This window comes from Vibrio sp. 1069 (assembly GCF_033340555.1).
The window spans coordinates 1-558 of the sequence record NZ_JAWOWP010000770.1 but is presented as its reverse complement, the minus strand read 5'-3'; the positions used below and the strand labels follow the sequence as shown (position 1 = coordinate 558).

Genomic DNA, 558 nt, shown 5'->3' with positions numbered 1-558 from the left:
ATATATCGTCAGCGACATGGGTATATACTCGCGTTAAACATCAAGCCAATGCCATCGGGTTGCAAATCAAACGCTGCGTAGAAACCAATATGTTTAACGCGCTGATACACAACGACAATTAACGGCATCGGCGTTATCTCGAATGTGGAGGTTAAACATGAATATTGGCGCTGTCGCGAAGCTAACTGGACTGTCATCAAAGTCGATTCGTTTGTATGAAGACAAAGGGATCATCTCTCCACCAGCACGCAGTGATTCTGGCTATCGCGAGTATTCAGATAATCATATTCAAGAACTTAACTTAGTTTCACGAGCGAAAAACGCAGGATTTTCACTTCAAGAATGTAAAGAATTCGTCCAGCTTGCGCATAATCCAAACCGTAAAAGCAGCGAAGTGAAAGAAAGAACGATGGATAAACTGCGCGAAGTAGAAGAGAAAATTGCTCACCTGATGGAAATCAAAAAACAGTTGGAAGGTTGGGTATCGGCTTGTCCTGGCGATGCAAAAAGTCGCTGTCCAATCATAGACGAGCTCACTAAGTAAGCTCGCCTATCTAT

The 558-nt window shown here is 43.2% G+C and carries 1 protein-coding gene; it reads left to right on the top strand.

The genetic code is table 11. From position 1 onward, the window contains the following. The first annotated feature begins 157 nt into the window (after nt 1-157). Entirely contained in the window at nt 158-544 is a 387-nt protein-coding gene (gene cueR, locus R7040_RS28955; protein WP_005486235.1) for a Cu(I)-responsive transcriptional regulator, read from the top strand. The last annotated feature ends 14 nt before the right edge of the window (nt 545-558 follow it).